This is a genomic window from Paenibacillus spongiae, assembly GCF_024734895.1.
Lineage (GTDB): Bacteria > Bacillota > Bacilli > Paenibacillales > Paenibacillaceae > Paenibacillus_Z > Paenibacillus_Z spongiae.
The window spans coordinates 3,511,951-3,532,390 of record NZ_CP091430.1; the positions used below are offsets into that span (position 1 = coordinate 3,511,951).

At 50.9% G+C, this 20,440-nt stretch carries 17 protein-coding genes; 16 read left to right on the forward strand and 1 reads right to left on the reverse strand.

The features are described from left to right. Positions 1-46 precede the first annotated feature (46 nt). From L1F29_RS16100 to L1F29_RS16130, 7 genes are all read left to right on the forward strand, one after another. Positions 47-820: an SDR family NAD(P)-dependent oxidoreductase gene (locus L1F29_RS16100; RefSeq protein WP_258389312.1), complete on the forward strand. Its 774-nt coding sequence runs from the start codon at positions 47-49 to the stop codon at positions 818-820. Then, positions 817-1,020 (forward strand): hypothetical protein, encoded by a 204-nt coding sequence (locus tag L1F29_RS16105; RefSeq protein WP_258389313.1) that lies wholly within the window; start codon positions 817-819, stop codon positions 1,018-1,020. The genes L1F29_RS16100 and L1F29_RS16105 overlap by 4 nt, the downstream gene beginning before the upstream one ends. Before the next feature lie 199 nt (positions 1,021-1,219). Then, entirely contained in the window at positions 1,220-2,077 is an 858-nt protein-coding gene (efeO, locus tag L1F29_RS16110) for an iron uptake system protein EfeO (RefSeq protein WP_258389314.1), read from the forward strand. Between the two features lie 5 nt (positions 2,078-2,082). Then, entirely contained in the window at positions 2,083-3,387 is a 1,305-nt protein-coding gene (gene efeB / locus L1F29_RS16115; protein ID WP_258389315.1) for an iron uptake transporter deferrochelatase/peroxidase subunit, read from the forward strand. Continuing rightward, positions 3,384-5,156, forward strand: coding sequence for an FTR1 family iron permease (locus L1F29_RS16120; RefSeq protein ID WP_258389316.1), 1,773 nt, complete (start codon positions 3,384-3,386; stop codon positions 5,154-5,156). The genes efeB and L1F29_RS16120 overlap by 4 nt, the downstream gene beginning before the upstream one ends. Before the next feature lie 139 nt (positions 5,157-5,295). Next, positions 5,296-6,012, forward strand: coding sequence for an ABC transporter ATP-binding protein (locus L1F29_RS16125; protein ID WP_258389317.1), 717 nt, complete (start codon positions 5,296-5,298; stop codon positions 6,010-6,012). Beyond that, positions 5,996-7,606, forward strand: a complete 1,611-nt coding sequence (locus tag L1F29_RS16130; RefSeq protein ID WP_258389318.1) for a hypothetical protein — start codon at positions 5,996-5,998, stop codon at positions 7,604-7,606. The genes L1F29_RS16125 and L1F29_RS16130 overlap by 17 nt, the downstream gene beginning before the upstream one ends. A gap of 401 nt (positions 7,607-8,007) precedes the next feature. Here the strand turns inward: L1F29_RS16130 and L1F29_RS16135 are convergent, their stop codons facing one another. Further along, positions 8,008-9,084, reverse strand: a complete 1,077-nt coding sequence (locus L1F29_RS16135) for an RNA-guided endonuclease TnpB family protein (RefSeq protein WP_258389702.1) — start codon at positions 9,082-9,084, stop codon at positions 8,008-8,010. 346 nt (positions 9,085-9,430) lie between these two features. On the opposite strand from L1F29_RS16135, the gene L1F29_RS16140 reads away from it, so the two are divergent. From L1F29_RS16140 to L1F29_RS16180, 9 genes are all read left to right on the forward strand, one after another. Further along, positions 9,431-10,216: an IclR family transcriptional regulator gene (locus L1F29_RS16140; RefSeq protein ID WP_258389319.1), complete on the forward strand. Its 786-nt coding sequence runs from the start codon at positions 9,431-9,433 to the stop codon at positions 10,214-10,216. A 148-nt stretch (positions 10,217-10,364) separates the two neighbouring features. Continuing rightward, positions 10,365-11,678, forward strand: coding sequence for an ABC transporter substrate-binding protein (locus tag L1F29_RS16145; protein ID WP_258389320.1), 1,314 nt, complete (start codon positions 10,365-10,367; stop codon positions 11,676-11,678). Between the two features lie 35 nt (positions 11,679-11,713). Then, positions 11,714-12,592, forward strand: a complete 879-nt coding sequence (locus tag L1F29_RS16150; RefSeq protein WP_258389321.1) for a carbohydrate ABC transporter permease — start codon at positions 11,714-11,716, stop codon at positions 12,590-12,592. Then, entirely contained in the window at positions 12,585-13,415 is an 831-nt protein-coding gene (locus tag L1F29_RS16155; RefSeq protein WP_258389322.1) for a carbohydrate ABC transporter permease, read from the forward strand. Before L1F29_RS16150 ends, L1F29_RS16155 begins: the two co-directional genes overlap by 8 nt. Before the next feature lie 6 nt (positions 13,416-13,421). Next, positions 13,422-14,684, forward strand: a complete 1,263-nt coding sequence (locus L1F29_RS16160) for a Gfo/Idh/MocA family protein (RefSeq protein WP_258389703.1) — start codon at positions 13,422-13,424, stop codon at positions 14,682-14,684. 225 nt (positions 14,685-14,909) lie between these two features. Further along, positions 14,910-16,874 carry a putative phage tail protein gene (locus tag L1F29_RS16165; RefSeq protein WP_258389323.1) on the forward strand — a complete coding sequence of 655 codons (1,965 nt, stop codon included), beginning with the start codon at positions 14,910-14,912 and terminating at the stop codon, positions 16,872-16,874. A gap of 39 nt (positions 16,875-16,913) precedes the next feature. Then, a complete protein-coding gene (locus L1F29_RS16170) occupies positions 16,914-17,960 on the forward strand; it encodes an alpha/beta hydrolase family protein (RefSeq protein WP_258389324.1) in 1,047 nt (348 codons plus the stop codon). A 568-nt stretch (positions 17,961-18,528) separates the two neighbouring features. Beyond that, on the forward strand, positions 18,529-19,467 hold the full coding sequence (locus tag L1F29_RS16175; RefSeq protein ID WP_258389325.1) for a magnesium transporter CorA family protein: 939 nt from the start codon (positions 18,529-18,531) through the stop codon (positions 19,465-19,467). Positions 19,468-19,639: 172 nt separating this feature from the next. Continuing rightward, positions 19,640-20,407, forward strand: coding sequence for a carbon-nitrogen hydrolase family protein (locus L1F29_RS16180; RefSeq protein WP_258389326.1), 768 nt, complete (start codon positions 19,640-19,642; stop codon positions 20,405-20,407). The last annotated feature ends 33 nt before the right edge of the window (positions 20,408-20,440 follow it).

Below are 20,440 nucleotides of genomic sequence, written 5' to 3' on the forward strand. Positions count from 1 at the left end.
CGCTGGTTATAGGATAAGGGAGAGTCCGGAAGCGGAGGGGTGATCCATGCGGGAAACGTATTTGAATTTCGCCGGCCGGACGGTAGTTGTGACAGGCGGTTCCAAAGGAATCGGTCGAGCCATCGTGAAGCAATTCGTCCAGTTCGGCGCAAGGGCGGTCATTGCGGATGTCAATGAAGATGGGGAAGAAGATGCCGCGCAGTGGGTGAAGGCCGGCTATGACGTTCGATTCTTCAGGTGCGACGTCTCCGTTGCGGAACAAGCTAAGCTCGCTATCGAGGAGACCGAACGCGCATTCGGCGGCGTGGACGTGCTGGTGAACAACGCGGGCATCTTTCCCCGGGCGGATCTGCTCGGCACCGACGAAGCATTCTGGAATAAGGTGCTGGGCATCAATCTGAAGGGCGCGTACCTAATGAGCCAAGCAGCCGTTTCGGGCATGATCCGGCGGGGCGGCGGCAATATCGTTAATATCGGCTCGCTTCATGCTGCCACGGGCGAAGAGGTGACGATGGCTTACGCCGTCTCCAAAGGCGGAATTGTGACGCTGACCCGCAATTTGGCGCGCGGCTTGGCTAAACACCGGATCCGCGTCAATTGCGTGCAGCCCGGCTGGGTGTCGTCCGACGGGGAATTGGCTCGTCTGAAATCGAACGGTATGGACGATGAAACGATCAGGAGCCACGGCAGCCGGATGCCGCTCGGGCGCATGCAGACCGGCGAGGACATTGCCCGATCCGTCGCATTCATGGCTTCGGATTTGGCCGGTCAGATTACGGGGCAAATTCTGACCGTAGACGGCGGAGCAAGCCTTCGATGACAGCGGCACGGCAAACAAGTCTCGTTCAATCCGTTGGCATCGGATTGAACGAGACTTGTTTTGTTTTGGCGGGGGGTGTTGCATTCGGTGCCGGTTTCGGCATGACGAAAGCGCATCAGCCTGATGAATTCATTCGCATCGACGATATGATGAAGCATGGACAAATTTGCATTCAAGCCATGTATGAATTGATAACCTAATGATGGCTGCTTGCGTAGAACTGGACGTTTCCCACTGAAACCAATTTCTAATCTTCACAAACTGATTATTAATAGTTTTGCACTAATAGATGTAACAATAAAAAAAATCGATTAGTCAAATGCTTGCTCCTGTTATATATTGATTGCTATGAATGATTTTCATTCTCAATTATTGTGATATAGGCTGAAGGAGATGCAGATGGTGAGAAGGTTGGGATATGCGCTAGCTACAGGTGTATTGGGATTTACGGTCGTTTTGACAGGCTGCTCGGAAAAGAATGAGGCAGTTGATAATCAACCGGCTGAGAATAAAGGCGCGGTGGAGCAGAACGAGTCGCTAACGGCCGCAACCGATGCTTATAAAACTTATGTCATCGAGCAGACGGATTTGTTCGTCCAATCGACCGAGCAATTCGTCGATGCCGTGAAGACCGGCGATGTGAAGAAAGCGCAGGAGCTGTATGCGCCAACCCGCATGTTCTATGAACGGATCGAGCCGATTGCCGAATCGTTCGGCGACCTCGATCCGAATCTCGACGCCAGAGAAGGCGATGTCGACGATAAGGAATGGCGCGGCTTCCACCGGATCGAGAAATCGCTCTGGATCGATCAACAAACGGCGGGACAAGAAGGCTACGCCGATCAGCTGCTTAGCGACAGCAAGCTTCTTCGCGCCCTGGTGGAAACGGTAGAGGTCAGTCCGGACGTGCTCATAAGTGGAGCCGTAGGTTTGTTGAATGAGGTGTCCAGCAGCAAAGTCGTCGGAGAAGAAGAACGGTATTCCCATACCGATCTCTATGATTTCGCCGCGAACGTTGAAGGCGCGGAGAAGATCTTCGAATTGCTGAAGCCGGAGCTGGAGAAGAAGGATGCTGCGCTCGCTTCTGATATTAAGGGAAAATTCGAAGAGCTGGACAAGGATTTGTCCCAGTACAAGGTTGGCGACGGCTATATGATCTATACGGATCTTAAGCAAGAGCAGACGAAGAAATTGAGCCAATTAATCGATGCCCTGGCCGAACCGCTATCTCAAATGGGTACCGTGCTGGAGGCGTAAACGATATGAGCGATACGCAAAACGATAAACAGCAGGGGAAGACGGAGACGAAGCTTAGCCGACGCGAAGTGCTGAAGATGGCGGGAGTTGGCGGCGTCAGCTTGCTTCTCGGTTCAGTAGTTGGCGGCAGCGTGTTGGAGGGCAGCGGGCTCACCTCCGCACTGACCGGCAGCTCCGATACGAAGAAGGCCGGAGGCAGCCAGGCCAGCATCCCGTTCTACGATACCGTACAAGCCGGAATTGTTACGCCATCTCAAGATTTTCTCTGTTTTGCTTCATTCGATCTGGTCGTAAACCGGATCGAAGATGTACGCAAGCTGTTCAGGGAATGGACGGAAGCAGCGGCTCAGATGGCTGCCGGCCAACCGGTCGGAGAGGAAAGCTCCAATGCGTTCTTGCCGCCGAAAGATACGGGAGAGGCGGCAGGGCTTCTCCCGGCAAGGACGACGATAACGTTCGGCGTCGGACCTTCATTCTTCGATGAACGGCTTGGTTTGCAAGCCAAACGGCCGGCATCGTTCAAGGTGCTGCCCAAATTTCCGGGCGATAGCCTGCTGGAAGAATGGTGCGGCGGAGATATCGGCGTACAAGTGTGCGCGAACGACCTGCAAGTGGCTTTCCATGCGATTCGCAATTTGACCCGGATCGCCAGGGGCAAAGCCGTGCTCCGCTGGATGCAGGAAGGGTTCCAACGAACAGGTGCGGCTAACCCGGCAGGCGAGACGCCTAGAAATCTGCTCGGCTTCAAGGACGGTACCGGCAATCCGAATGTTAATGATCGCGAACTGATGAACAGTCATGTCTGGGTTCAGCCATCCGATGGGCCATCCTGGATGGAGAACGGCAGTTACATGGTGACGAGGCGGATCCGGATGCGCATTGAAGTTTGGGATCGTTCATCATTGCAGGATCAGGAGACGACCTTCGGCCGGCATCGTGCGAGCGGCGCGCCTCTCGGTGAACAAGGAGAGTTTGACCCGCTTGCGCTTGATAAGAAGGATGAGAACGGGAAACTTGCGATTCCAGCTATGTCCCATGTCCGTCTAAGTCACGGAGACGGCTCCGTGAAGATTCTACGCAGATCCTATTCCTACTCGAGCGGTATGGATCTCAAGAGCGGACAATTCGATGCCGGTTTGTTCTTCGTCAGCTACCAACGCAATATCGCAACACAATTCGTGCCGCTCCAGGAACGGTTGGCCAAGCAAGATAAATTGAACGAATATATCGTACATGTGGGAAGTGCGGTCTTCGCTTGTTTTCCAGGCGCGAAGAAGGGCGGATATATCGGTGAGGGGCTATTATCATGAAAAAGCTCCCGATCCGATTATTCGCGATTGCGGCAGCGATGCTTCTATTCATAGCTGCATCCGGCGTAATGGCTGCAGCTCCAGAGGAGGAGTCGCTTGACCGCTTGCTGCCGCTAGTCGGAGGGGCTCTGGTCGATGCGGGCAAAGGCCAGTGGAGTGATGCGGCCGAGGAAGTGAAGTTATTCGAGAAGGCGTGGCAAGAGATCGGGAATTCCTCTACGAAGTCCTCCGATCGAGTGAACGAGGCGCTCGAAACCGCCAAGAAAGCGATCGGCGCGGCGGATGCAAAGCCCGAGGAGGCTTACCAGGCGGTATCCGGACTAACCTCCGCCGTTCGCGATTATGTGAACGAAGTGAAGCCCAAGGAAAATACGACGGAAGCGGCCAAACAAGCGGTCGTCAAATTGGTTCCCGTTCTGAAGCAGACGATTGTCAAGGCGGAGAAGGCCGATTGGCCGGCTGCGCAGGATAGTTATAAGCAATTCGTGAACCAATGGGGCAAGATTGAAGGCAAAGTGCGCACGTCCGACTCTCGGGCATATGCAAACATTGAGACGAAGCTCAGCTTCGCCCGAATTGCGCTTCAAGCGGAGCCGCCGCGGGAAGAAGCGGCAGTAAGCGGCCTTCAGGCGCTTGCGGATGCCATTCAGCAATTCATCGATGGCAAAGCCGAGTCGGCATCAGCTGCGACGGACAGCGTATCGATCGGCGATATGCTGATTCTCATCAATCAGGCGGAAACGGCAATAGATGCCGGTCAATCCGATCGGGCGTTAACGGTGATGCAGACCTTCATCGCGCAATGGCCATCAGCGGAAGGTGCCGTCAGTACGCGATCGCAAAGCGATTATAACAAGATCGAGAGCGAAATGACGAAAGCATCGAGCTATTTGCTCTCCAGCCCGCCAAAGACGGAGCAGGCGCTTGCAAGTATGAACGTTCTTAGAATGACTTTAGAGCCTTACACATCCGCCTCTTCGTATTCAGCCTGGGATGCAGCCGCGATATTGCTGCGTGAAGGTGTGGAGACCCTGCTCGTCGTGACGGCACTCCTTGCTTTCCTGCAGCGTTCCGGCAACGGCGACAATCAGAAATGGATATGGGGAGGAGCGATAACCGGATTAGTCGTCAGCATCGGGTTTGCGATTCTGCTCACTTATGTCATCGCTGCGGTTTCGGCCGGAACGACAAGAGAAATGCTGGAAGGCTATATCGGACTGGCATCCGTCGTCATGATGCTTGGCGTTGCGATTTGGCTCCACAGCAAAGCGAACGTTCAAGGATGGAATCAATATATCCGCAAGCAGACGGGATCTGCACTGGAGAGCGGGAAATTGTGGTACCTATTCGCCATTGCGGGGCTGGCCATATTACGTGAAGGCGCCGAAACGGCCATTTTCTACATTGGCATGGCTCCAGCAATCGAATGGTCGCAGCTTCTGATCGGAACCGGAGCGGCCGCTCTCATCCTGGCCGTATTGGGGATCGTTATTATACGAAGCAGCGCGCGGCTGCCGATCCGGCCATTCTTGCTCGTTGCCACCCTCTTAATCTACTATCTCGTATTCAAGTTCATGGGGCAGAGCTTGCATTCGCTGCAAATTAGCGGTCAATTGCCGACCCACGTCTTGGATTCGATGCCGACGATAACCTGGCTCGGATTCTATTCCACTTGGGAAACGATCATTCCTCAGTTGATCGTTGTTGTAATTATTATCCTGCAGGTTGTCCTGATCGAGCGGAAGAAAAGACCGAACATAGCTGTGTAAGATACAACGTAAGGTGCATAAGAATCCTTTATAATAAGGATCTTTATGCACCTTTTTATCTATTCTTAAGCGACTTTTCCGCGGCGAATCGCGTAGATACTATAGAAGTATGTATACATTCGAACGGAGGAGTTCTATTTTGCGTCTGATTCTAGACAATGTCGTCAAGCAGTTCGACAATAAAAAGGTGCTTCAAGGCGCCGGATTTGCCTTTGAGAAAGGAAAGATCTATGGGCTGCTCGGCCGCAACGGCGCGGGCAAGACGACACTGTTCAACTGCTTGAGCGGCGAGATGGCGATGGATGGCGGAAGCGCGCTGCTGGAGGAGAATGGCAGCGTGCGCGAGCTGCGGGAGCAGGATATCGGATATGTATATTCGCTGCCGATTCTTCCTGAGTTTCTGACCGGCTATGAATTTGTGAAATTTTTCATGGATATCAACCGCAATCAGCTTCAGATGAATCAAAGTATCGACGATTATTTCGACATGATGAGGATGACGGAGGAAGACCGGCACCGGCTTATTAAAGGTTATTCCCACGGGATGAAGAACAAGCTTCAGATGCTGCTCTTCCTCATTACGAAACCGCTGGTGATTCTGCTCGATGAACCGCTCACTTCCTTCGATGTTATCGTGGCGCTAGAGATGAAAAACTTGCTGCGCGAGATGAAGAGGGATCATATCCTTATTTTCTCCACTCATATTCTGCAATTGGCCTCCGATTTATGTGACGAGCTTGTCGTGTTGAACAACGGACAGCTTTCCGCCGTTCCGTCCGAGCTGCTGCGCAGTCCGGAATTCGAACAGAGTGTGATTCAATTGTTGAAGGACGAGAGCCATGCTGAGAACGCTTAGTACGCTGCACGCCATTCGGATCTCATCCGCCGCCAATGTATTCTTGTATTATGTTCAGAAGCTGCCCCTAATCGGCAAGCTTATAACGGACAGCCATTATTATGCCGGTACCAATATTAAGAAGGCCGCTTCCGTCATCGTCCTGATTCTGCGCCTGATTTGGGGATTTGTGTCCAGACTGGCTTATATGGGACTGCTCATTTACCTGCCTGTGACAGGATTTGGATCTACGCTATCTATGGAAGACCAGCTGCAGTTATTCATCCATATTTTCTTCCTGCTGAGCTTTGTGATCGCTGGTATCGGCAATATTTCCGTTCTGGAGCCGAAACGGGAGAAGTACGTAGCCGTCAAGCTGATGAGGCTATCTCCAAAGCGATATATGCAGGCTTCGCTCGGCTTCCGTTACGTGATGTTCTTCATTTATTTGACGCCTTCCGTTATTCTATTCGGTTCACTGCTAGGCGCCTCGCTCATCCAGGCCGTCCTGCTGACAGTTACGGTTACGATGTGGCGGGTATTATGCGAGTATTTGCATCTTAAACTATTCGATAAGATCAATGTGGTATTGATCAAGCAAACCGCCATCGTCTGGTTGGTGATCGGTCTTGGCAATGCGGCAGCGTATGCGCCGCTGCTTCTAAGGCAGGTGCCGGTTACCGGGTCGCTGCTAATCAGTTGGCCATCTGTCTTGGTAATCACGGCTGCAGGTGTGATCGCGTCCGTTCAACTTGCCCGTTACCGGGACTACAGATCGGCCGTCGATGCCGCAACCAAGAGAGACGATCCGCTGCTGGATCTGGGCCGCATGATGAATGAAGCGCAGAAGACGAGCGTCCAGTCCAAAGACAGCGACTATTCCTTGGAGAGGTATCAGCAGGACAAGCTTAAATCCAAGGAAGGGTATGCATATCTGAACGCCATCTTCTTCGCGAGACACCGAAGCCTCATTCGTCAGCCGGTTAACAAGAGACTGGCGATTATTGGCGCATTGGGAGCGGCGGGAGCTGTCATCGCGTTAATGTCCGATCCAGCTGCGCATTACCTGCGATCCAACCTGGGAGCCGTATTTCCTTATATGTTTATAGCCATGTATTTCATGGCGGTCGGTGAGAGAATATGCAAGGCGATGTTCTTCAACTGCGATCTTAGCCTTCTTCGTTACAGCTATTATAGAAGGGCAGCCTATGAGCATTTTCGTATCCGGCTGATCCGGATCATGAGCCTTAATCTATTGATAGCTGCCGCGCTTGGAGCTGCGGTAATGCTTATTACGGTAGCTGCAGGCGGAGACGTGCTTGGCAGGGAGGTTCTCCTCCTGTGGGTGACTATAATTGCGCTATCCGTTTTCTTTTCGATTCATCATCTGTTTATGTATTATATCTTCCAGCCTTACGCTACGGAACTGAATGTGAAGAACCCGTTATACTATGTAGTGACCATGCTTATATCTGGTTTAAGCGGAATTTGTATTTTCGTTCAGGTCCAGGCGCACATCTTCTCATCAATCGTTATCACGGCAACGCTTGCTTACATGCTCATGGCCCTTATTCTCGTCCGCAAGCAAGGCAGCCGCACCTTCCGTGTGAAATAAGAGGACAGGTAGAGGAGTACCATCAGAGAGGGACATCTCCTATTGTTGGAAATTGTGGTTCGTGGTGAACAACAATTTCTCTATCCAAAGGCGATGTCCTTCGTCTATTTAAGGGTTCGACGAAGATTCTCATTTTCTAACCTTTTACTCCTATCGTCGACGGCTAACAAAAAGTATGAACGAAATGCTCGATTGCGAAGGCCAGCTCGATAATAATTTTGAAGATGCATCGGCTTGTCAGCAGAAGAATATAGAACAGTATGCATGTAATAATCTTTTCAGGTTATAAAACAGCCAGTGACATGCTCCCACCACTTGAAGTGGGGGCTTCCCAGGACATACCTAATAACTTAGATATCATTACTGGGCTATCTCCGCCTGCCCGGCGGTTCTCTATTCATCTATGTCATGCCTAGCATTCTAATCCCTTCGGCCCGTATGTTTCCGGCAGCATTTTCATCCCTCGGATGGAGCGTGCCACAACCCTCACAGACCAAAACTCGATCCTTAAGTGTCAGTTCCGTGTTGATCGTACCACACGTTCTGCAAAGCTTGCTCGAAGGATACCATTTATCGATCCGAACAAGCGACTTACCACGTTCAGCCAGTTTATACCCAAGGAACGCCCTGAACATGCCGTTTCCGTTATCCATCGTTGCTTTTCCGAGTGATAGGGATTGGGACATGGCTTTCATGTTCAGATCTTCCACAACGACTGCATCCCAAGCTTCAGCCAGCTGCCGACTCTCTTTGTGCAGGTAATCTTTCCGCTGATTGGATACTTTCTCATGGAGACGGGCTATCCGAAGTTTTTGTTTCCTCCAGTTCGAGCCACCCTTCTTCCTTCTGGAGAGGACTCTCTGGGCTCTCTTCAGCCGAACTTCCATCTGGCGCAAATATCTCGGAGAATTCGCGGATGTCCCGGTGTGGTCGATATATAACGCCTTTGAACTATAATCCAGACCCAGTACTTTTTCACGACGGGGGATCATATGTTCTGCGTCTGCCGTATACTCGGTCAGGATCGAAATGTGGTATTTCCCATTTGAATTGCGGCTGATCGTTGCCGATTTGATGACATGTCCATCCGGAATTTGCCGGTGGAGCTTGATTCGGATCATACCAAGTTTAGGGATACGGACATGCTTCCCGTCTGCTGCGATTCGAACCGTCCCCTTCTGATTATTGGTTGTGTAGCTCTGAACCGGGTTTTTCCGACTTTTGAACTTCGGATACCCCATGTGCTTGTCCCGAAAGAAGTTCCGGAAGGCGGTCTTCAGGTTTAGCTCCGCATTGCACAAGGCGAGGCTGTCCACTTCTCGCAGCCAGTCGAACTCCATCTTGAACGCTGCTGGTGTCCGATACCTCTGCCGCTTCAATTGCTGTTTATCCACTTTATAATATTCGTACTTGACTTGACGTTCAGCCAGCATCCGATTGTAGAGAAACCGAACACAGCCGAATGTTTTACGAATCATCGTCTCTTGCTCTGTTGTGGGATAGATTCTGAACCGATAAGCCTTATTCACGTGATCACCCCCATTCGTCGATTATACCACAAATAAGGAATGTATGTTCGTATATTACGACAAACAAAATACTAAAAAACACCGATTCATCCCCCACCTACACGCTCACTACGTGAGTTAGGAAGTTTAGAGGTGGGGGGACTTCTCGGATTATAGGTTAAAATATTCGTTCGAAAACAAATTTTTAGAAATAGCAAACTAGTTTTAGAATACATTAAAACTAAGGTTTCAATTAGTGAAACATCCTGAGATGGTTTAACCATTTATAATTATCATGGGAACAGGAGACGTCGCAATGAAAGAAGAGCTGGAGAAGCAAGACAGGTACACGATTTATTCGATCGAGAAAGCGCTTGAATTGATTGAGCTGCTGTCCGAACGGGAATCTGCCAGCCTGATCGAACTGGTGGATCTGCTCAAACAACCGAAGTCATCGCTGTACCGCATCATCCTCACCCTGGAGAAAAGGGGGTATGTGGAGCGAAGCGATAGCGACGGGAAGTATTGTCTCGGCTACAAGAATTTGATCATCACCCGGAATCTGCTGGAGAAAAACAATCTGCGCGTCTCGGCTATTCCCGAGATGAACCGTCTGATGGAAAGGTATGGCGATACCGTAAACCTCGGGGTATTGTCCAACGGAGAGGTCTTATATCTCGAAATAATCGAAGGGACATTTGCGCTTCGGATGACGGACCGGGTCGGATCGAAGGCGCCTCTGCATGCAACTGCCATGGGCAAAGCGATAACCGCTTTCATGGAAGAGCCGGAACGAAACCGGCTTGTCAGCGAATTGCCGCTTCAGAAAATAACCGACTATACGATCGTCGATAAGGGCAAGTTGCTCGAGCAGCTTAAAACCATTCGGCAAGCGGGCTATGCGGTAGACGATCAGGAGGTCGTGGAAGGGGCGCGATGCATCGCTGTTCCGATCTTCGATATGTTCGGCAAGGCGGTCGGTGCGATCAGCTTATCCGGAGCACTGCATCGTTTTCCGGTGGAGCGCCTTCAGGAAATTGCGGAAGAGATGAAGCGTTCGGCAGGTCTTATTTCGCTAAAGCTGGGACATGTGCAGGCCTAGCATTCTCATTGCCAGACGGGAAGATGACAACAGAAATATCTTGAAGGAGGTGATGCGCACAGAAACGGACATGACCGTTGTTTTGAAAAATGGACGCGGCGAGCGGTTGGTTTCAGCGAACTTGTCATGATATTGAGGAGGGTTTTCCATGAAAGCATTAAAGATTGCATTCACATCCATCTTGATTGCGCTTTCGGTGGCGGCTTGCTCTACGAATCAGACAGAAAACAAACCATCTGGCGGAAACGCGCCGAATACGGATAACCCACCACCCAAGGAGGTCGAATTGAAGATCGGTTTGCCCGGGGGCTACGACATAACTAGCAAGAAAATCATCGACGGGTTCCAAGCCAAATATCCGAATATTAAGCTGGAAATCGAAGAAGCGCCCTGGGCTGATTTCACCACGAAAATTATTACCCGGATCGCCGGCAACAACCCTCCGGATATTTGGTTCCAGGAAAATGCCGTCATTCTCGGCTACGGCGCGCGGGGGGTGGCGGAGAATCTAGAGCCCTATATCAAACGGGATCTAAAGACGGAGGACTACGCGGAAGCGCTGTTCTCGGCCCGAACGGCCGACGGCAAAGTGTACGGCATCCCCCACGGAATTAACGCAGGCGCTCTGGCCTACAACAAAACGATTTTTCAAGAAAACAAAATCCCGTTTCCGACCGACGACTGGACGTATCAGGATATGATCGATACGGCGAAGAAGCTGACGAAGGATACGGATGGCGATGGCAAACCCGACATTTACGGCTTTCAGACGGGCAACAACATCACGCTGGGCTGGCTTCCATGGATGAAAGCGGCCGGCGGCTCCGCACTGGACGCCTCATTGACGAAAGCCGCATTTACGGATCCGAAATCGATTGAAGGGTTAACCTACTGGGCGGATACGATCAACAAGCTGAAGATCAGTCCGAGCCGGGAATTGGCGAAGACCGGCAAGTTTTTTGAGAACGGCAAGGCTGCTATGGTATTTCTGCAGTATTCGAGTCAGGTCCCCATCAACAAAAACAACCCTGACATGGATTGGGATACGGTGAAAATGCCGGTCGGCTTTAACGGCAGCAGGTTTGTGCCCATGGTCGTGAACGAATGGATGATCTATTCAAAAGCGAAGCCGGAAGCGAAAGAAGCAGCATGGACGTTTCTCAACTATTATTTGAGCGACGAGGCGCAAACCTTTCTGTCGGAAAGCGGCGCCAGTCTTCCGGTAAAGAAGACCGCCCTGGAAGCGGTTGAGAAGATGACATTTAAGCCCGGCAACAAAAAGGCATATACGGAAGGCATTAAGGAAGCCGGCGGCACGCTGGATGAAAATCCGACCTGGAATGAGTGGAGAGCGGCGGCGAACCCGATTCTCGATGACATCATGGACGGGAAGAGATCCCCGGAGGAAGGCGCGAAGGAGATTCAACAGAAGGTTCAAGCCATTCTCGACGAGAACCAATAAGCGTATGCCGATTACCGTTATAAATGAGGTGTACGATGCGTAAACAAGGCTATTGGGGCTTCATCTTCACCTTTCCTTTTCTGCTGCAATTGGTTGTCTTTTTCATATTCCCGTTTCTATTCTCCCTCTATCTGACCTTCACAAAATGGGATTTGTTCAATCCGCCTCAATGGGTCGGACTGAAAAATTGGATACAGTTCCTAAGCCGGGAAACGTTCTGGCTGTCCCTTCGCAATATCCTTTATTTCTCCGTTCTATTTATTCCTCTTCAGACAGCCTTCGCGCTCATTCTCGCCTATTTGTTAAACCGGCAAATTGCCGGCAAAGCTCTGTTCCGCATGGTCTATTTTCTTCCCGTCATTACGCCGTGGGTAGCCGGAGGCATGATCTGGCTGTGGATTTACCATAACGATTACGGCATTTTGAACTGGCTTCTCGAAAGGTTGCGGCTATCGCCGGTCGATTGGGTGCGGAGCGGTCATTGGTGGATTGTCATCGGCTCCATTGCCGTGGTGAACATATGGAAAGGCGCCGGTTACTCGATGGTGCTCATACTGGCCGGCATGCAGAACATTTCGAATGAAATGGTGGAAGCGGCGCGCATGGACGGAGCTTCCGGATGGACGCTGTTCGCCAAGATTACCCTTCCGATCGTATCTCCCATGGTGTACATGGTCATGATTTTATCGACGATCTCGGCCTTCCATGCGTTCGACGTCTTTCTCGTCATGTTAGGAGACATTACGGCGGTTGCAGACCGCAACATGGTGCCGAACATTCTTATTTACCGGGATGCCTTCATGAACTTTAAAATGGGCGGCGCCTCGGCGATGGCTTGGGGACTATTCTTGATCATCCTGGCTGCCACACTGATGCAGAAGAAGCTGGAGAAGAGGTGGGTTCACTATGAATAGACCATCTGCAGCGCTCCAGTGGATCGTCTATCTCGTCCTGGGCGCAGGGGCGGCGATCATGCTCATTCCTTTCTTCTGGATGATTTCCACTTCGCTCATGAAGGCGGGAAACGAACTGACGCTGCCTCCGAAGCTCCTTCCGGACCCGGTCATGTGGAGCAACTACAAGACCGTATGGCTCGAGGTCAATTTTGTGCGCTATACGATGAACAGCGTCTTTGTAACCGTTCTTGAACTGATCGGCATGGTTGCGTCCTGCGCAATAGTTGCTTACGGACTCGCTTTTTTCCAGTTTCGCGGGCGAAACCTCATCTTTCTGGCGATGCTCGGCACGATGATGCTGCCGTCGCAAATTACGATGATCCCCACCTATTTTATTTGGAAATCGTTCGGGGCACTGAATACATTTTACCCGCTCATATTACGCAGCTTTCTGGGAGGGGCGTTCGGCATTTTTCTGCTGCATCAGTTTTTCAAGACGCTGCCGCGGGAATTGTTCGACGCCGCCTATGTGGATGGAGCAAATCCATGGAAAATTTTTTATATGATCTATGTGCCTCTATCCAAACCGGCATTGTCGGCACTCGCGGTGTTCACGTTCATCAGCGCCTGGAACAATACGCTCGAGCCGCTCATTTACCTGCAGGACAAAAAAATGTACACACTGCCGCTTGGCCTGTTGTTTCTGAAGAACGAAGTGGAGAACCGGATGACGCTTATTATGGCCGGGGCGGTCATTACCGTGCTGCCGGTGCTTATTGTGTTCCTGTTCGCGCAAAAGCATTTTGTGCAGGGCATCGCCTCGACCGGGATGAAAGGGTGAATGAAGATGATCCGAGCCGTATTGATCGGTGCTGGCTCAAGAGGGACGCGGGCCTACGCCCCCTATGCATTGAAGCATCCGCATGAGCTCCAATTTATCGCCGTCGCCGAACCCGATAAGCACAGAAGACTGCGGTTCGCGAAGCAGCATGGAATCGCCGGAAACGGGCAATACGATTCTTGGGAAGCGCTGCTTGACAGTCCGCGGCTTGCCGACTTTGCCCTTATTTGCACACAGGACAACGATCATTACGAGCCGGCCATGAAAGCATTGCGCCAAGGCTATCATGTCATGCTGGAGAAGCCGATGTCCCCCAGACCCGATGAAACGTTAAAGCTTGCCGAAGAGGCAGAGCGCCAGGGAAAAGCGCTGCTGGTCTGCCATGTGCTGCGATACACGCCATTTTTTCAGACGGTTAAAAAGCTGCTCTCGGACAATCGGATCGGCTCCGTTGTATCGATTCAGTGGAACGAAAATGTCGGGTACTGGCATCAAGCGCATAGCTATGTTCGGGGAAATTGGCGCAATACACAACAATCCAGCCCGATGCTGCTCGCCAAATGCTGTCACGATCTTGATTTGATTCAATGGTTGACGGGCGACGATTGCCGCTGGATTTCTTCATTTGGCGGACTGTCCTATTTCAATAAGGAGCATGCTCCGGAGGGCTCGGCGGAACGGTGCACGGACGGCTGTGCCGTTGAGATGGAATGTCCTTATTCCGCGATTAAATGGTACTTCAACGAGAAGGATGAATGGCCCCATAACGCGGTCAGTCCGGAGTCGAAACTCGAACAACGATGGAAGGCAATCAAGGAAGGCCCGTACGGCAGATGCGTGTTTCGCTGCGATAACGACGTTGTCGACCACCAAGTCGTAACGATGCAGTTCCAAAAGGGGGTGACGGCCGCTTTCACGATGACCGCCTTTACGCAAGAAAGCTCCAGAACGTTTAAAATTATGGGTTCCGAAGGAGAGATCCGTGGACATCTGGAGAAGAATGAGATCGACCTTCTGCTGTTTTCAGGACAGCGGGAACGGATTGTACCGCCCAGGCTCGAGGGGGGGCACAGCGGAGGCGATTATGGCATGGTCCGCGATATCATTCAACTGCTCCGGGACAGGGAGGTGCTTCAAGAAAGCTCGCACGGCAGAGTGTCCGCCCAGAGCCATATGCTGGCATTTGCCGCCGAGCATTCCCGGATGACGGGTCAGACAGTCGTATTTGAAGATTATGTCCGTACCATATGCGAGCAGTTGAGCAATTGATGTAACTCTTCAGCTCGCATACCTGGAAGCCCGCTCCTTGTTTTAACTCGAAGGCCATCTAGGCCGTCTGTGTCCGCAGCATCAGACTTGGAATCGTGCCGCGGACGGCAGCCGGGTTCATAACTGCCGTATTTTTTCTATCGGAATGCCGGTACATCTGAGATATCCATCGCAGATCGGACAGGAGGTTAACGAAGGAATTAACCTTGATGCGGAGGGATTGAAATGGCGGATAAAGAAACGAATGGAGCGGACTATCCGGAGCAGAAAGAATCAAGCGGCACTCAGCCAAAGCCGGGTATGTTGATGAGCAGAAGAAAATTGTTGGCCTCACTCGGCGCGGCCGGAGTTGTACTGGCATCGGAAGGTTTGCTGTTTGGGCGGAAACTTGGGGTGACTTACGGCCAAGATGCGACGGCAACCGGTACGGTGTATGGCGGAGCCGATTCGTCTTTGAAGAATCTGGGACTATGCATTACGACGACAGTTGATCAATTGAGGATAACCAGCGCCCCTGATCCGAGGTATGCTTTTTATGTGACGGATGCGGGCAGGGAAGGGTTTTTCCTGTACGATGCGGCCGATACGACAACCGCTGACAATAACGGAACGGTTCTTGTCTCCACCACCGGACGCAGGTTTAAGCGCGTATTTGGTGATACACTGCTCGCTTCGTGGTTCGGAACGAAGGGAGACGGGGTAACGGTCGATACGCAGTCGCTGCAAAGCGCGATAAATGCGGCGGCAGGCAGGAAGCTAATTATTCCGAAACATCGGAACGGCTACTATCTCACCGGACAATTATATGTTCCAAGCGATACTGTGATTGAATTCGCGCCCGGAACGGTCGTTCAGGCGATCGATACATTAAGCCGTCAATCCCCGTTTGAACGGCTGATCCGTATCTTGAATGTCCGCAATGTCCACATCATTGGAAATGGAGCGACGCTGCAGATGAACAAAGCCGTTTACACAACCGGCGAGCAAGCTCATATTTTCGATATCAGCGGTTCGGAGAATGTTGTCATCGAACGAGTGAACGCCAATGACAGCGGCGGCGACGGATTTTATGTAGGCGCTTACCAAGCGACGCAGCTCTACTGCAAAAACATTGTGCTGCGGAATTGCACGGCTAACAACAACCGCAGGCAGGGGTTGTCCGTCATAAGCGTTGACGGATTTCTGGCCGAGAATTGCAGTTTCAATTTCTCGTATGGGACCTCACCGAAAAGCGGCGTCGATATCGAGCCGAACAGTGTGCTGGACCTGCTGAAACGGATTCGGTTTGTAGGCTGTTCCGCAGAGGGGAACGTCGGACGCGGGTTTCTCATCTCCCTGCAAAGACTGAGTGCTGTAAGCGAGCGCGTCGACATCACGTTTGAGAATTGCCGTACGAAAGGAAATTCGTTCGGCTCATCGTACAACAGCGGAGGAGACGGAGCTAAAGCTGTTAAAGGAGAAATCAGGGTGATCGATTGCGTGGCCGAAAATGAACAGTATGCGGGTTACTCGGTTTTATCCAACTCCCAGGACAGCGTGAAGACCACGTTTATCCGGTGCAGGGCCGTGAACTGCAATACGGTGAACCAGCCGGATGATCCTTACGGTTTCGGTTCCTCCTTCATCGTGACAACGGTGCCGCAGCAGGCGCGGGCTGTGATCGGGAATGTGGAATATTACGACTGCGAATCGATAGATGAACGAAACCCGCCGCTTATCCTGCGCGGATTCACAACCAAGAAGAACGCAAACGAGCTTATCCGCGGCGTTAAGTATGTCAACTGCAGTGCCAAAGGAGGAACTCAGAATCTGTATTATATCGACCCGGCAGCCGAAGAGGTAGTGATCGCCAACCTGAAGCAGCCGGTAACCCCGATTGTTTTTTCAGGACCGGTCGGATTGAATGAGATCGGCTGTAAAATAACAAACACCAACGCGTCTGGCGATATCACACTTTACCTTCTGGCGGCGAAGGCGGGTTATGCATTTACGTTTTTCGTGGATGCCGCTTACGCCCTGACGATTGCGCCGCAGGCGGGCGCGTCGATTCTGACGCCAGCCGGAAGCAGTGGGGCTGTCAGCTCCGCAAATCCGGGAGATACGATTTCCTTGCTTGGAAGAACGGACGGGAACTGGGAAATCACGAACGCGGTCGGAGGCTGGTTCGGTTTGGGCGCATCCGTCAGTTGATGGATCGCGCCGATTAATGACGCAGGAAGGTGAGTAACTATGACTTACGGGAATGACGTTCGCAAGGAAACGGCCGGCATACGGCTCGAATGGAGTTCATCCTACCAGGACTTCCTGTACTATGAATCATCCGTTACTCCAGGCACGCTGCTGGCAATGAACGTTATAAAACCTGAAAAGCCATCGTTCCTTCTGGTTCGGCTGCATGGATGGCACATGAGTATGCCGGAGCCGCAGAAACGGGATTCTCCGCTGCCGGAGAACGATTATCTTGTCGTCCAAGTGGATATGCGGGGAAGAGCGTATTCCGAAGGCTCGCCCGACTGCAACGGGTATGAGCTTGTCGATATATACGATGCTGTCAAGCTCGTGCAGCGGCACTACTCGGAATGGCTCGTCGATCCCGCTGTCGTCTTTGTTGCAGGCGGCAGCGGAGGCGGCGGTAACGTGCTGGCTGCAATCAACAAGTTTCCTGATTTGTTCGCGGCTGCCGTGGCGCTGTATGGCATTTCCGATTATGCGGAATGGTATGCGACCGATCGGATCGGCGAGTTCCGTGATGATATGGACGCATGGATCGGCTGTGCCCCTTGGGACGAACCGGAACCCTTCGAGGCAAGGAGCGGCGCTTGCTTGGCGGAAAACCAGCTCACTCCGCTGCTGCTCGCGCACGGAACCTTCGACTCGCGGGTGCCGGTCGGCCAAAGCCGCAGCTACATGCGTGCGGCTGAGAAGTCGGGCAAGAGCCCGCTTATCCGGTATCGTGAGCTTATTGGTGTAGGCGGAGAAGAGCATACCGACCGTTTGACCGAAGAGGAACTGCGGAGGTTGGGGCAGGAGAAAGAGGATCTCTTTCAGTCACACGCCAAATCAATAGATATTCCATCATGCGGTTCCTTCGTCATCGGCGGATATTTGTATACGAAGCAGTTCGTTATTCATTTGGACCATATCGACCACATTGCACGCGTCTCTTACGATTTGGGCCGCAATCAATTTAAAGTAACGGCGAGACGTCCGTACCCGTATCGGATCCTGACGCCGGATGGTACCGTGACATCAGGGACGGCCGAGACCGCGACATAACGTATACGGGACAGAAGGGAGGTTTTTTACGTCCGGCACAAAGAATGATACCGTGAACGCAGGTAAACAGATGACTGTGGTTTAGAAAATTCCAGTTTCAAGGCTTAAATGAACTCGACGTAGACAGGTAGAGGAATACCATAAGAGAAGGACATCGCCTATTATTGGAAATTGTGAGTTGTGGTGAACACAATTTCTCTATCCAAAGGCGATGTCCTTTTTCTATTTATGGATTTTCGCAACTCAAGTAACCAAAAGTGGACGATACCCGATACCGGGATACCGGCCTCTTTTGATGTTATATCGATTAAGGCAGGATGGGTTCACTTGCGGATGGCATTTTCATTTTTTCAGAGTATGATAATGAAGATGCTTCTCCATTATTATGAAAAAGGAGTTGAGTTCTTCAATGGGTAGTCGATGTAGCAATGAACCCGAGCCCGTCCCGCATTATGAGGAAGTCATTAACCAACCATTCCTCAGAAGATTGATTGCCGGCAAGAATATCAACTCTTTTGTATGGCAGGGGCATTATTGACTTCCTCAATCCAATGAGGAGGTTATACCAATGATGAAATTTTATCGGACTGGCGAGCAAGGAACCCTGAATGAAATCGATGCGATTACCGGAGGGTGCTGGATTAATCTGGTGAAGCCGACCGAACAAGAAATCCATCACATTGCCAAGCACGTTCAACTTCCGCTTGATTTTCTTAAAGACCCCTTGGATGAAGAAGAACGGTCAAGAATTGAATATGACGGTAACAACGTTCAAATCATCGTCAATATCCCCTTAGTTTCGAAAGACGAGAAAGGGATACCGATTTATGATACGATTCCGTTAGGAATGATCGTAACGAGCGATTGCTTTATTACCGTTTGTCTGAAAGACAATCCGATCTTTGATATTTTCTCGCAGAATAAAGTGAAACAGTTCTTCACGTATAAAAAAACGAGGTTCTCCTTTCAAATCCTCTATTTAATCGCTACGACATATCTCAAATATCTGAAGCAGATCATTAAGAAGACAGATGAAATAGAGAAAGAATTGCATCAGTCGATGAAGAACAAAGAGCTGTTCTCCTTATTAAATATGGAGAAGAGTTTGGTTTATTTCACCACCTCCCTCAAATCCAATAACATTGTGATGCAAAAAATGCTGAAAAGCAAACATTTGAAAATGTATGAGGATGACCAGGAATTGTTGGAAGATGTCATCGTGGAGAATCAGCAAGCCATTGAAATGGCCGAAACGCATACGACGATTCTAAGCGGGATGATGGATGCCTTTGCATCGGTGATATCCAACAATTTGAATATTGTGATGAAGTTTTTAACATCCATCACCATCATTTTATCGCTGCCGACGATGGTCGCAAGCTTCTATGGTATGAACGTTCCGATCCCTTTTCAAGAATATCCTCATGCATTCTTTGTCGCGATTGTTATTTCCATTATTCTATCGAGCATTACAGCGGTTATTTTCTGGAAGAAAAAGTTCTTCTAATATAAGCCGATGTCCTTCGCAAGCAAAGGATGTCGGCTTTTTTGCCTGTATAGGTTCCTGAGAGCCCTGCTTAAGATTAAGCTGCATATAGATAATTTGAATAAAACGGTTAATAACCAGGACGGAATCCCATCGGTATCATACAATTGATTTAGGAGGGAGGTTATACAATATGCGTGTGGCTCTTGCCGTGAATCATGTCGATTCCGATAGGAATGACAATATCAATCGAATCGAAGCTTTGATCCATCAAGCTGCGGATGCCGGTGCGGATGTTGTCGTTTTCCCTGAAACGGCGACATCGGGGTTAATCAATAATGACGATCCCGAGCACGATTGGCCGTTAGGACTGCCTGTTCCAGGAGAGATTACAGATCAATTCGCAAAGCTGGCGGAAGACCGTTCGATATGGATCGCGATCGGACTTATTGAGATAGAAGGAACGAAATTATACGATACGGCTATATTTATCAACCCCCAAGGCGAGATCGGGCTTAAGTACCGTCGGGTTCACCCGAATTGGCATACTCCGCAAGCGGATCCGGACGTATATGGTCAGGGCGAAGATATTCCTGTACTGGACACTCCGTTCGGATCGTTTATGTTCTTAATCTGCGGCGATCTGTGGGATGACGATATTGTAGAGCGGGCTAGTCAGAACCGTGCCGATTATTTATTATTCCCGTTCGCTCGCTCGTTCGAGGATCGTTCATGGGATCAGGAGAAATGGAACAGAGAAGAAATGGATGACTATGCCGATCGGATCAAGCTGGTAGGCAGTACCGCCTTCATGACCAATTATCTCTCCTCTGATATAGGGGGGTACTCCGACGGCTGTTTTGGCGGAGCCTGGATCATCAAACCGGACGGTACGGTTACGGAGCGGTTTCCTCTAGGCCAATCGGGGTTGCTCATTGCCGATATTTCAAATAATGGATAATGATAATGGAGCAGTGCGCCGCGGTAGCTGCTT

Excerpts from the sequence above, each read along its gene's own strand:
- L1F29_RS16175 (WP_258389325.1), top strand. The coding sequence starts at position 18,529 with ATGATGAAATTTTATCGGACTGGCGAGCAAGGAACCCTGAATGAAATC.
- efeB (WP_258389315.1), top strand. The coding sequence starts at position 2,083 with ATGAGCGATACGCAAAACGATAAACAGCAGGGGAAGACGGAGACGAAG.
- L1F29_RS16120 (WP_258389316.1), top strand. The coding sequence starts at position 3,384 with ATGAAAAAGCTCCCGATCCGATTATTCGCGATTGCGGCAGCGATGCTT.
- efeO (WP_258389314.1), top strand. The coding sequence starts at position 1,220 with ATGGTGAGAAGGTTGGGATATGCGCTAGCTACAGGTGTATTGGGATTT.
- L1F29_RS16160 (WP_258389703.1), top strand. The coding sequence starts at position 13,422 with ATGATCCGAGCCGTATTGATCGGTGCTGGCTCAAGAGGGACGCGGGCC.
- L1F29_RS16105 (WP_258389313.1), top strand. The coding sequence starts at position 817 with ATGACAGCGGCACGGCAAACAAGTCTCGTTCAATCCGTTGGCATCGGA.
- L1F29_RS16155 (WP_258389322.1), top strand. The coding sequence starts at position 12,585 with ATGAATAGACCATCTGCAGCGCTCCAGTGGATCGTCTATCTCGTCCTG.
- L1F29_RS16130 (WP_258389318.1), top strand. The coding sequence starts at position 5,996 with ATGCTGAGAACGCTTAGTACGCTGCACGCCATTCGGATCTCATCCGCC.
- L1F29_RS16140 (WP_258389319.1), top strand. The coding sequence starts at position 9,431 with ATGAAAGAAGAGCTGGAGAAGCAAGACAGGTACACGATTTATTCGATC.
- L1F29_RS16180 (WP_258389326.1), top strand. The coding sequence starts at position 19,640 with ATGCGTGTGGCTCTTGCCGTGAATCATGTCGATTCCGATAGGAATGAC.
- L1F29_RS16165 (WP_258389323.1), top strand. The coding sequence starts at position 14,910 with ATGGCGGATAAAGAAACGAATGGAGCGGACTATCCGGAGCAGAAAGAA.
- L1F29_RS16145 (WP_258389320.1), top strand. The coding sequence starts at position 10,365 with ATGAAAGCATTAAAGATTGCATTCACATCCATCTTGATTGCGCTTTCG.
- L1F29_RS16135 (WP_258389702.1), bottom strand. The coding sequence starts at position 9,084 with ATGATTCGTAAAACATTCGGCTGTGTTCGGTTTCTCTACAATCGGATG.
- L1F29_RS16150 (WP_258389321.1), top strand. The coding sequence starts at position 11,714 with ATGCGTAAACAAGGCTATTGGGGCTTCATCTTCACCTTTCCTTTTCTG.
- L1F29_RS16100 (WP_258389312.1), top strand. The coding sequence starts at position 47 with ATGCGGGAAACGTATTTGAATTTCGCCGGCCGGACGGTAGTTGTGACA.
- L1F29_RS16170 (WP_258389324.1), top strand. The coding sequence starts at position 16,914 with ATGACTTACGGGAATGACGTTCGCAAGGAAACGGCCGGCATACGGCTC.